This is a genomic window from Vagococcus sp. WN89Y (assembly GCF_052220145.1).
Lineage (GTDB): Bacteria > Pseudomonadota > Gammaproteobacteria > Enterobacterales > Enterobacteriaceae > Kosakonia.
In genome coordinates this window covers 133479-144190 of record NZ_JBQPOM010000032.1, presented here as the reverse complement: position 1 = coordinate 144190, position 10712 = coordinate 133479, and the positions used below count along the sequence as shown (strand labels likewise).

Annotated in this window: 12 protein-coding genes; 4 read left to right on the top strand and 8 right to left on the bottom strand. The window is 50.8% G+C overall.

Annotated features, from left to right (window positions below; genetic code table 11):
- Window position 1 precedes the first annotated feature (1 nt).
- The 4 genes from hybO to yghX all read right to left on the bottom strand — a co-directional run bounded on the left by hybO (window position 2) and on the right by yghX (window position 5175).
- Complete coding sequence (hybO, locus tag ACTU3N_RS14405; protein WP_443086827.1) at window positions 2-1120, bottom strand: hydrogenase 2 small subunit; 1119 nt, start codon at window positions 1118-1120, stop codon at window positions 2-4.
- 240 nt (window positions 1121-1360) lie between these two features.
- The gene (locus ACTU3N_RS14400; RefSeq protein WP_443086826.1) at window positions 1361-1648 is read right to left on the bottom strand and encodes a DUF2623 family protein; all 288 of its coding nucleotides are present in this window, start codon (window positions 1646-1648) and stop codon (window positions 1361-1363) included.
- Between the two features lie 66 nt (window positions 1649-1714).
- The gene (locus ACTU3N_RS14395) at window positions 1715-3364 is read right to left on the bottom strand and encodes a methyl-accepting chemotaxis protein (RefSeq protein WP_443086825.1); all 1650 of its coding nucleotides are present in this window, start codon (window positions 3362-3364) and stop codon (window positions 1715-1717) included.
- 923 nt (window positions 3365-4287) lie between these two features.
- Complete coding sequence (gene yghX / locus ACTU3N_RS14390; RefSeq protein WP_443086824.1) at window positions 4288-5175, bottom strand: YghX family hydrolase; 888 nt, start codon at window positions 5173-5175, stop codon at window positions 4288-4290.
- A gap of 146 nt (window positions 5176-5321) precedes the next feature.
- Here yghX and ACTU3N_RS14385 point away from each other — a divergent pair, with 146 nt between their 5' ends.
- Window positions 5322-6362 (top strand): aldo/keto reductase, encoded by a 1041-nt coding sequence (locus tag ACTU3N_RS14385; RefSeq protein ID WP_443086823.1) that lies wholly within the window; start codon window positions 5322-5324, stop codon window positions 6360-6362.
- A gap of 36 nt (window positions 6363-6398) precedes the next feature.
- On the opposite strand, the gene ACTU3N_RS14380 is transcribed toward ACTU3N_RS14385, so the two are convergent.
- Both ACTU3N_RS14380 and ACTU3N_RS14375 read right to left on the bottom strand, forming a co-directional pair.
- Entirely contained in the window at window positions 6399-6893 is a 495-nt protein-coding gene (locus ACTU3N_RS14380; protein ID WP_443086822.1) for a TIGR00645 family protein, read from the bottom strand.
- 84 nt (window positions 6894-6977) lie between these two features.
- Window positions 6978-7484 carry an ESA_00282 family adhesion-associated protein gene (locus ACTU3N_RS14375; protein WP_443086821.1) on the bottom strand — a complete coding sequence of 169 codons (507 nt, stop codon included), beginning with the start codon at window positions 7482-7484 and terminating at the stop codon, window positions 6978-6980.
- Window positions 7485-7586: 102 nt separating this feature from the next.
- Between ACTU3N_RS14375 and ACTU3N_RS14370 the strand changes: the two genes are divergently transcribed.
- The 3 genes from ACTU3N_RS14370 (at window position 7587) to ACTU3N_RS14360 (ending at window position 9432) form a co-directional block, all read left to right on the top strand.
- On the top strand, window positions 7587-7991 hold the full coding sequence (locus tag ACTU3N_RS14370) for a hypothetical protein (protein ID WP_443086820.1): 405 nt from the start codon (window positions 7587-7589) through the stop codon (window positions 7989-7991).
- 79 nt (window positions 7992-8070) lie between these two features.
- Window positions 8071-8424 carry a hypothetical protein gene (locus tag ACTU3N_RS14365; protein WP_443086819.1) on the top strand — a complete coding sequence of 118 codons (354 nt, stop codon included), beginning with the start codon at window positions 8071-8073 and terminating at the stop codon, window positions 8422-8424.
- Window positions 8425-8535: 111 nt separating this feature from the next.
- A complete protein-coding gene (locus ACTU3N_RS14360) occupies window positions 8536-9432 on the top strand; it encodes an SDR family oxidoreductase (protein WP_443086818.1) in 897 nt (298 codons plus the stop codon).
- A 66-nt stretch (window positions 9433-9498) separates the two neighbouring features.
- Here the strand turns inward: ACTU3N_RS14360 and exbD are convergent, their stop codons facing one another.
- Entirely contained in the window at window positions 9499-9924 is a 426-nt protein-coding gene (gene exbD, locus ACTU3N_RS14355) for a TonB system transport protein ExbD (RefSeq protein ID WP_443086817.1), read from the bottom strand.
- A 5-nt stretch (window positions 9925-9929) separates the two neighbouring features.
- Entirely contained in the window at window positions 9930-10649 is a 720-nt protein-coding gene (gene exbB, locus ACTU3N_RS14350; protein WP_443086816.1) for a tol-pal system-associated acyl-CoA thioesterase, read from the bottom strand.
- Between the last annotated feature and the right edge of the window lie 63 nt (window positions 10650-10712).

Genomic DNA, 10712 nt, shown 5'->3' with positions numbered 1-10712 from the left:
GTTAATCTCCCTGTGAGTCAGCGTCGTTTTTCTTTTGTTCGCGCCCCAGCTCACGCACCGTCATCGCTGTTACGCCAGCGACCAGACCAACCACACCACCAAGCAGGCCGACCGCCGTGGCTGACACTTTCCCGCCTTCGGGAAGGTTAACATCCGGTTTTGCATCGCGCGGCGTCGGATTTTCCACATGCGCCAGCTGGAAGATCCCTTTATGGAAACCGACGCCCTTTTCATTACAACCGTAACAAGGATGGCCGATAGCGACTGGCCAGACATCGCCCAGATCGCAAAATTGTAATGTGGAGCAGTTGCCGTACGTTTCCGGGCCTTTACAGCCTAAATGGTACAGACACCAGCCTTCACGGTGCCCGGCATCGCCAAACTCTTTTGCAAACCGCCCGGCGTCAAAATGAGGACGGCGCTCGCAGTTTTCGTGGATAAGCCTGCCATAGGCGAAGTGCGGACGATTTTGCGCATCCAGCGCCGGGGGTTTGCCGAAGGTGATGATGTGCGCCACCGTGGCGAGGAAGTTTTGCGGGTTCGGCGGGCAGCCCGGAACATTAATCACGGTTTTACCGGGCAGAACCTCTTGCAGGCTCACCGCGCCGGTAGGGTTCACACCCGACGCCGCGACACCGCCCCAGGCGGCGCAAGAACCGATGGCTATCACCGCTGCCGCGTTTTCAGCCGCGTGACGGATATGGTCAACAATGGGTTCGCCCGCCACCGTGCAATAGATGCCGCCATCTTTCAGCGGAATCGAACCGTCGACCACCAGCACGTACTGGCCTTTGTACTGCTCCAGCGCATGACGTTTGTTTTCTTCGGCCTGATGCCCGAAGGCGGCGGAAAGCACCTCGTGGTACTCCAGAGAGATGGTTTCCAGTAACAGATTTTCCAGCGTGGGATGGGTTGCGCGAAGTAACGATTCGGTACAGCCCGTGCACTCCTGCGCGCCAAGCCAGATGACCGGCGGACGCTGTGGGCTACTGACTGCGTGCGCAATGGCTGCAGCAGCATTGCTGCTAAGCCCCATGCTGGCTGCAAGCGCAGCACACAGCTTCATAAAATCACGACGACTCACACCCTGGGATGCAAAAAGTAGGTTCTCTGCTGCCATTTTTTGTTATGTCCTTTGTCCAGGCTAAGCATGGCTTCTTCCCTTTCAGGAGAAGATTGTGCAATAGCTTCAACAATTAGGCACACAAAAGCAAAGGGTATAAGACAAAAAACAGGCAATTTGTGCAGTATGCACGCAAGCGATGGCGCTTTAGGGCACAAATAGATAAAAAAAAATGAAAGTCACCTCGACAAAGTAACTTTCATATAAAGAGAACTACACATTGAGCAAAGCTTATTTTTATGTTTCCAGGCGGTATCCCGCCATAAAAAATCGGATAACGGTGCTGGAGTGACTCTCGCGAAAGAAGTCCATCACCATGTCCTTGTCCAGCCCGTAGCGCCTGGTAAGTATCCCTGCTTCCCACGCGCTGAGTTGCCGATCGCCGGTTTTTTCAAACATGCGATGCGAAAACCCGAGTACAAACCCACGTTTATAGTCCGGGCAGAAATGCGCGACATTACTGGCGCTGTCCGCCTGCGCGGCATTCAGCCCGGCTATCAAACCCTTTCCAAAATGGTTGTTCATCGTTACCACCCCCTATCGCTATATAATTAATTATATAGCGATCTTTTCCGGGGGTGATAGCGTTGTTTAAAACGCGACCCATTCATCCTGCGAAGCTGGCGTTTTCTTCGCACTGCCGCGTGACAAATCCGGCGTCACCAGCGCGGGAGCGGCAGGTTTCTGCTGCTCATCGCCAGAGAGACGGAACTGCTGCACGGAGCGCTGTAGCTCTTCAGTCTGGCGCTCCAGCGCGGCGGCGGCGGCAGAAACTTGTTCAACCAGCGCGGCGTTCTGCTGCGTCACGTTGTCCATCTGTGTAATCGCAACGCCAACCTGGGAGATCCCTTTGCTCTGCTCAGCAGAGGCGGTGGCAATCTCCTTCATGATCGTGGTCACCTCCGTGACGGCTCGCAAAATGCCTTCCATCGTGGCACCGGTGTCATTCACTAACTGCGCCCCTTTTTCCACGCGGGTGACGGAATCCGCAATCAGCGTTTCTATCTCTTTTGCCGCACCGGCGCTGCGGCTGGCAAGATTACGCACTTCCCCGGCAACGACAGCAAAGCCGCGCCCCTGTTCTCCTGCACGCGCCGCTTCAACTGCCGCGTTGAGCGCAAGGATATTAGTCTGGAAGGCGATGCTGTTAATCACATTGGTGATTTCAGCGATTTTCTTCGAGCTGCCCGAGATGCCGTCCATGGTGCTGACGACTTCTTTTACCAGCGCACCACCTTTACTGGCTGTGACGGAAGCAACTTCGGCCAGTTCGCTGGCATGGCTTGCGTTATCCGCGTTCAGTTTCACCGTTGCGGTTAACTCTTCCATACTGGCTGCGGTCTGCTCCAGCGCCGCCGCCTGCTCTTCGGTACGCGAAGAGAGATCGTTATTGCCGGTCGAAATTTCCGTTGCGCCGCGCCAGATATTGTCGCTGCCGTGGCGAATGCTGCTTACCGCTTCGCGCAGGCTGTCCTGCATTGCTAACAGCAGCGGCACAACCTGGCCGACACAGTTACGGCCAAAATCTTCTATTGGCTGGCTGAGATCGCCCTGCGCCATCAGGCGGAAGTGCGCCCGGATACGGTTGAGCGGTTTCACCAGCATGGTGACCAGGTAGCGATCGGTAAACAGCAAAATCAGCAGACCTAACACCATTGCCGCAATCAGCGCTGCGCGGGTACTGCTGGTCTGAGCATCAACCAGCACGCGGGTCTGATCGAGCATATCGCTCGCCGTTTTGTTAAAGCTTTCCGTGGCGCTGCCAAAGTTACGGCTCAGTTCCGGCGTTACCCCGGTTGCCTGCTTGCGATACGCTTCCGCCGTACCCTGCTGCGCCAGTTGCATCTGCGGCGTGACGCCGTTTTCCAGTAAGGCCTGCCAGCCAGAAACCACTTTTTCAGAAACGGCAGGGTCCATCGGGCCTGGCGACACAGCTTTAAAATCCGCCAGTTTCTTCGCCATGTTATCAAGCGCCTGCTGTACAGGTGCCATATCCGGCGAGCCACCCGCAGCTTTGGCCTCCATAACACGACTTAAACGCGTAACAAACCGAAAATACTGATCGTTGCCCTGGCTCAGCAGCGTCATCTGCGTGACGAGCTGACGATCTACCTCATTTCCCTGCGCCACTTTTGACAGAGAAAAAACGCTATATAAGCCGACACCGGACCACAGCAAACCGAAAATCCCGAGGATCACCAGCATAACGGTTCGTATAGTAAAGTTACGAAGCATACCCATAATATTTTCCTGGCAGTGAAGTTACATTCTCACCTGCGGGTGAGAGTTATCTTCTTTATCGGCAATCTTTAGAAAACTTGTATGGGTTAACTAAAAAAAAATCCATCAAGCACTCTAATAAATCCCACGATAAAACCAGGCTTTACCGCTGCTATCTAATTACTATTCTGCTAACTTTTTTTTGCCGTTATAACCTACCTAAAAAAGTAGTAACTTTGTTAAATTACATATAACACAATGAAAAATAACGTTAATTTAATTATATAACTATTTGATACCAGCACCTGAATATATTTCATGTTTCAGTCATTGTTTTATTTTTTCATCATCAAACAATAAAACCATAATATAAACTAAAACTTCTCATCAATAAAAAATACAAGTTTAACAACCTCCACAAAAAATATTAATTTACACTTTATAGCGCCAACTGAAAAATAAAAAACAGGAGGCCTGACAGATTCGTTAGAATAAAAAACAAGCACTATTAAGCAATGTTAAATGTTTATTTAAACAACACTTAACTTTATTGTTGCATCAATGTTATAAAACAGAGTAAAAAGTCACAAAAGCAGTCCCGATGCGCCCTGCGAACCCTGACTTGCTCTAAAATCATACAGACAGGCAGGCGCCTCGCACCGCAGAGATAACCGATATTGTTTATATATGTATACAATGTGGATATTTTAAATAGCATACAACCTTTTCGTGGCCGATGATTTTTGCATCATTTACCAGGAATTTTCGCAGCTACTATGGCGGGCTTAAGGAAAATTAAAACGGTAATTAAACATTTCACCAGCACAATAAAAACGACGCTTTTGCCTCCCCGGCTCCGCTTTTATGTTGGTGAGTGTAAAAATATTTTCTGAAAAAAAGATTTTATCGCTCGCTTCGCGGCATCCCTGCCGGAAAAACCCACCTTAACGCAAATACCTCTCAAACCAAGCCAGCGTGCGTTGCCAGGCCAGTTCAGCCGCAGCCTGGTCATAACGCGGGGTGGAGTCATTATGAAAACCGTGGTTCACACCTTGATATATCCAGGCTTCGTATACTTTATTTGCAGCCTTCAGCGCCTTTTCATACGCAGGCCAGCCTTCATTGATGTTCTTATCCAGCTGTGCATAGTGCAGCAAAAGCGGCGCGCGGATTTTTGCGACATCCGCGACAGGCGGCTGTCGGCCATAAAACGGCACTGCGCAGGCCAGCTCCGGGTAAGCGACTGCCGCCGCGTTGGAAACGCCGCCGCCGTAACAGAAGCCGGTGATCCCTACCTTGCCCGTGACGTCCGGGTGCGTTTGCATAAATTCAATCGCGGCAAAGAAATCATTCATCAGTTTGGTCGGATCAACTTTCTGCTGTAGCTCGCGCCCTTCATCATCATTGCCAGGATAACCGCCCACCGAACTTAGCCCGTCCGGTGCCAGAGCAATATAGCCCGCTTTGGCAACACGCCGCGTGACGTCCTCTATATAAGGGTTTAACCCCCGGTTTTCATGCACCACCACTACGACCGGTACTTTTGCCGTCGCGTTTGCCGGTTTGACCAGATAACCACGCACTTCACCATGCCCGTTTGGTGAAGGGTAAGTTATATATTCCGGGTGAATGTCTGGATCGGTGAACTCCACCTGCGTTGCCAGGGCGTAGTCAGGTTTGAGCAGATTAAACAAGGCCAGCGCGGTCATACCGCCCACCGCATATTTACCGGCAAGCTGTAAAAATTCACGCTTGTTGATTTTGCCGTGTGCATAGTAGTCGTAGTAATCGAGCAATTCCTGCGGAAAATCCTTCGCTGTTAAACGCGTCATGGTTTGTCTCCGTGAAATTATGGCTTTCTAAGCAAAGCACAGCAGTCTATTTTTTGCACAAATTATCGTCTGATATAAGCATAATCACTGGATGCTGTGTAATATGGAAACGCTGTTTCAAATTCATAGAGAAGAAAGGAGACATCATGCCTGGTTTCGCAAGCCCGACACGCTACGAACACATGCAATACCGCTACTGCGGTAAAAGCGGCCTGCAACTGCCCGCCTTATCGCTTGGTTTGTGGCACAGTTTTGGACACCAGCACGCGCTGGATACGCAGCGCGCTCTGCTGCGTAAAGCATTTGATCTTGGCATTACCCATTTCGATTTAGCAAACAACTACGGGCCACCGCCGGGCAGCGCGGAGGAAAACTTTGGCCGCTTATTACGCAGTGATTTTGCCTGTTACCGTGACGAGCTGATTATCTCGACCAAAGCGGGTTACGATATGTGGCCCGGGCCTTACGGCTCCGGCGGTTCACGTAAGTACTTACTCGCCAGTCTCGACCAAAGCCTGCAACGAATGGGGCTGGAATATGTTGATATTTTTTATTCGCACCGGGTTGATGAAAAGACGCCGATGGAAGAAACCGCCTCCGCGTTAGCGCAGGCCGTGCAAAGCGGCAAAGCACTCTATGTGGGCATCTCATCTTACTCGACCGAACGAACCCGGCAGATGGCCGCGCTGCTGCGCGAATGGAAAATTCCGTTATTGATCCATCAGCCTTCTTATAACTTGCTTAACCGTTGGGTCGATAAAACCGGTCTGCTCGATGCGCTGGATGATGACGGCGTCGGCTGTATCGCTTTTACCCCGCTGGCGCAAGGGCTGCTCACCGGGAAATACCTCGACGGTATTCCTGAAGGTTCGCGTATGCAGCGGGAGGGCAAAAAAGTGCGCGGTCTGACGGAGAAAATGCTTACCGAAGAGAACCTCAACAGCCTGCGCCTGTTGAATGAGATGGCACAGCGTCGCGGGCAATCAATGGCGCAAATGTCGCTCAGCTGGCTACTGAAAGATAAACGCGTGACGTCCGTATTGATTGGCGCAAGCCGCCCGGAGCAGATAGAAGAAAACGTTCAGGCGCTGAATAATCTGAGCTTTAGCGCAGAGGAGTTAGCGCAAATCGATAAGCATATCGCCGATGGCGAGTTAAACCTGTGGCAGGCCTCGTCAGATAAATAACTGCGCACGGCCCGGCGGCAAACCGGGCCGGGCAAATTAATGGTGGTGGCGGGTTAAACGATCGAGATAGCCCATCACAAAGGCCGAGAGCACAAACGTCAGGTGGATGAGCACATACCACATCAGTTTGTTATCCGGGACATTCTTTGCGTCCATAAAAACACGCAGCAGGTGAATGGAAGAGATAGCAACAATAGATGCCGCAACTTTATTTTTGAGCGAAGTGGCATCCATTTTCCCCAGCCAGCTCAGTTTTTCTTTGTGTTCTGCAATATCAAGCTGCGAAACAAAATTCTCATAACCGGAGAACATCACCATCACCAGCAGCCCGCCGACCAGCGCCATATCGACCAGGGAGAGTAAAGTCAGGATCAGGTCTGCCTCAGCAAGTGAAAAGATGTTGGGCAGAATATGTAAAATCTCCTGGAAGAATTTTATCGTCAAAGCCAACATGGCAAGGGAAAGGCCAAAGTAGACCGGTGCGAGTAACCAGCGCGAGGCGTACATTGCATTTTCCAGAAAGCGTTCCATCCTGTCGTATCCTGTCTGTTGCTAAACGGGCGCACAGTATATCTCAGTGTAGCAACCAAATAGCAACAGCGGCAGCGGGTAAAATCACACCTCCCCGGGGTTAATCCACGGCCTCTGGTTCTCCGGCCACACCAGCACAACCAGCGCCGGATAAGCCTCCATGCTGAATTCGCGAAAGCACTGGCGCAGGTTCAGTACATCCAGATCCGCATGCGGGACTTTCTCACCGTTGAGGCAGCGTTTTTTTATATTGTCATAATACTTATACACCGCCGAATTCAGATCGCTACAGCGGCGCTGCGCCTCGAATAAACCAGGCGTACTATTTATTTCCGCCATATTCATGCGCTTAATTGTCGCATGGAGAAAATCGATATATTCATGGTTGACGCGCCAGTACCACACCGGGGTAATCGCGTTCATTAACACAGAAAAATGATCTTCGCCTTCCTCTTTTGACAAAGGCTGTAGCTGAGATTGCAGATTATCAATTTCACTCAGGGGCGGTTTTTTATTGTACTCGCGCATCAATAAAAGCACGCCGCCTGTTAGCAGCAATAGTGCAATAACAGAATAAAAAATACTGTTCATGAGCAGCTCCATTTTTTTTGATTTTAAATTTGCGCCATGATATTGTCAACGAACCTCACGCCTGAATTATTCCTTCCTTGTTGATAATAAAGGATATTAAGAATGCTCCCCGAGAATCTTGTTCCGGCACGATTTCATCTTTCTGCCGTTGAAAATAAGTCTGGAGAAGAAGCAAAAGAAACAAATTTAACTCAGGGGAAAAGAACGCTCTGCGAACATGCCAACGATATATTAGCGAATGTCAGTCATACCGGCCAGTCGCGAAATATGCTGCTGGAAGAGCGCGATCGGCATATTAAAGAGCGCTTATTCCGGGTAGTAAAAATCGAGACCTTTGCTCGCCTGCTTAATGACTTACAAGAAGAAGGCGAGATTGATGCTCAAACATTAAGCCAATTAATTGTCGATAAAACACAACAAATAAACGACGCTGGAAATGAAATTTGGCTTAATTTAATAACGCGCGAAAAAGATGCACCGATGTTTTATACGCTCGGAGATGAATAAAGTGAAAGAACTCGATAATAATAATGTTTATTTGAGTTTCAGTGACAGAAATAGTGATGAATTTATCTTAAAGCAAAATATGGAAGCACTGGTATCCAGTAAAAACGAAACCATTGAGCGTATCGCTCAGGAACTGGTGTCGATCCCTGCGACGCTGGTGCGTCTGAAATGGCAAAACCGCCGCGAAATATACCCTTTGCAGGTCAAAGAGGAAATTTATGGCGCGGTCATTAATGCCGTCATTGCGCAAAAGCCAGAGCTGCTGGAGAAAATCATGGGCCGCCTGGAAGCGAACTATCAATATATCCTCGAAAGAGAGTCCGCGACGCTGCGCCTGAGCCGCAAACTTAGCGATGGCGAATACCGCACCTCAAACGTGACGACCGTTGCATTAACTGAAGACCTCGCGAACAAAAACGCAAAAGTGAAATAGCGATCACGGTTTGTTGCTTTTATTTCTTTTCAAGAAAAAACTGAATTTCCTGCGCATCCTCCTCAGCGTTCTACCCTTAAGTACTGACACTAATCGAAATGGAGGTACTTAATGTCTACCGATCAAACGAAAATTCAGGATCCCACCACCCAGTATTACACAGGTGAATACCCGAAACAGAAGCAGCCCTACCCAGGCGTGCAGGCCAAAATGGAACCTGTTCCTGACTGTGGCGAAAACAGTTACGTGGGTAGCGGGCGTTTGAAAGGCCGTAAGGCTCTGGTGACAGGCGGCGACTCCGGGATTGGACGCGCGGCAGCAATTGCGTATGCGCGTGAAGGTGCAGATGTTGCTATTAACTACCTGCCCGCAGAGGAAGAGGACGCGCAGCAGGTTAAAGCCCTGATCGAGGAGGCCGGTCGTAAAGCGGTGCTGATCCCAGGCGATCTGAGCGATGAGTCTTTTGCCCGCGCGCTGGCGCATAAAGCGAAAGAGCAGCTCGGCGGGCTGGATGTGCTGGCGCTGGTCGCCGGTCGCCAAACAGCCATTGAAGAGATTGCGAACCTGACGACCGAGCAATTTGTGCAAACCTACACACTTAACGTCTTCTCGCTCTTTTGGATCACGCAAGAAACGGTCGCGATATTGCCGCCCGGCGGTAGCATCATCACCACGTCGTCTATTCAGGCCTACCAGCCGAGTACCCATCTGCTGGACTACGCATCAACGAAGGCCGCCATCCTTAACTACAGCCGCGGACTGGCGAAACAGGTGGCTGAGAAAGGGATTCGCGTGAATATCGTCGCGCCAGGGCCAATCTGGACTGCGTTGCAGATTTCTGGTGGTCAGCCACAGGACAAACTGCCGCAATTTGGCCAGCAAACGCCGCTGAAACGCGCCGGGCAACCGGCAGAACTGGCGGGGATTTATGTCTACCTGGCGAGCCAGGAATCAAGCTATGTTACCGCAGAGGTTCACGGTGTAACCGGCGGCGAACACCTGGGCTAAACCGATTTTCGCTCAGAAACAGAAAAGGCTGGCATCGCTGCCAGCCTTTTACTTACTGCCCGGGCGTTACTTCGCTTTCGCGACCTCTTCCCCCACCAGACCGATTTTCAGATAACCGGCCTGATGCAGCGTATCCATCACTTTCATCATTGTTTCGTAATCTACGGTTTTATCCGCGCGAAAGAAGATGGTGGTATCTTTCTTACCTTCGGTCAGCGCATTCAGCTCAGCAATCATCGTCTCATCCGTTACCGGATCGTTACCGATAAACATGGTGTTATCTGCTTTCACCGACAGGTAAACCGGTTTTTCCGGGCGCGGCTGCGGCTGGCTGGATGATGCCGGAAGATTAACCTTCACATCAACGGTAGCAAGCGGCGCGGCGACCATAAAGATAATCAGCAGCACTAACATAACGTCGATAAACGGCGTCACGTTGATTTCATGCATTTCGCCGTTATCGTCCAGGTTTTCATTAAGACGCATCGCCATTGCTATTAACCTACACGTAATTTCGAAGCGGAACGAACCGGCTGGGATGAGGCGCTGGCAGCCAGGTCAAGATCGCGGCTTTGCAGCAGCAGAACCTGGGCCGCAACATCGCCGAGCGTCGCTTTATAGCTGCCAATCATACGCGCGAAAATATTATAGATAACCACGGCGGGGATAGCGGCAACCAGGCCAATAGCCGTAGCCAGCAGCGCTTCAGCGATACCGGGTGCAACGACGGCAAGGTTAGTGGTTTGCGTTTGCGCAATACCAATAAAGCTGTTCATGATGCCCCAGACGGTACCAAACAGGCCCACGAACGGAGAGATTGCGCCGATGGTGGCGAGATAACCATTTCCGCGCCCCATATAACGACCGGTTGCGGCAACGCGGCGCTCCAGGCGAAAACCGGTGCGCTCTTTGATACCTTCGTTGTCTTCGCTGCCTTCAGAAAGTTCCAGTTCATTCTGGGCTTCATTAATCAGCAGAGTGCTAAGGCTTTTTGCGTGGAAAGAGGCGGAGATTTCGCTGGCCTGATCCAGAGAACGGGCTTCAGCCAGCTGCTGCTGCTCGCGCTTAAGGCGGCGCTTTTGAGAAATCATCTCAACGCTTTTGCTGAAGAAAAGAGCCCATGTGACGACAGAAGCCAGGATCAGGCCGATCATCACAATTTTCACAACGATATCGGCATGCTGATACATACCCCACACGGATAGATCAGTCTGCATCAAATTATTACCCACTGTGTATCTCCGAGACGCAAATCACAAAATCTGAGCGCAATAATATCA

Coding starts and splice junctions, on each gene's coding strand:
- ACTU3N_RS14400 (WP_443086826.1), bottom strand. CDS start 1,648: ATGAACAACCATTTTGGAAAGGGTTTGATAGCCGGGCTGAATGCCGCG.
- ACTU3N_RS14385 (WP_443086823.1), top strand. CDS start 5,322: ATGCCTGGTTTCGCAAGCCCGACACGCTACGAACACATGCAATACCGC.
- exbD (WP_443086817.1), bottom strand. CDS start 9,924: ATGGCGATGCGTCTTAATGAAAACCTGGACGATAACGGCGAAATGCAT.
- yghX (WP_443086824.1), bottom strand. CDS start 5,175: ATGACGCGTTTAACAGCGAAGGATTTTCCGCAGGAATTGCTCGATTAC.
- ACTU3N_RS14370 (WP_443086820.1), top strand. CDS start 7,587: ATGCTCCCCGAGAATCTTGTTCCGGCACGATTTCATCTTTCTGCCGTT.
- ACTU3N_RS14360 (WP_443086818.1), top strand. CDS start 8,536: ATGTCTACCGATCAAACGAAAATTCAGGATCCCACCACCCAGTATTAC.
- ACTU3N_RS14380 (WP_443086822.1), bottom strand. CDS start 6,893: ATGGAACGCTTTCTGGAAAATGCAATGTACGCCTCGCGCTGGTTACTC.
- exbB (WP_443086816.1), bottom strand. CDS start 10,649: ATGCAGACTGATCTATCCGTGTGGGGTATGTATCAGCATGCCGATATC.
- ACTU3N_RS14395 (WP_443086825.1), bottom strand. CDS start 3,364: ATGGGTATGCTTCGTAACTTTACTATACGAACCGTTATGCTGGTGATC.
- ACTU3N_RS14365 (WP_443086819.1), top strand. CDS start 8,071: ATGGAAGCACTGGTATCCAGTAAAAACGAAACCATTGAGCGTATCGCT.
- hybO (WP_443086827.1), bottom strand. CDS start 1,120: ATGGCAGCAGAGAACCTACTTTTTGCATCCCAGGGTGTGAGTCGTCGT.
- ACTU3N_RS14375 (WP_443086821.1), bottom strand. CDS start 7,484: ATGAACAGTATTTTTTATTCTGTTATTGCACTATTGCTGCTAACAGGC.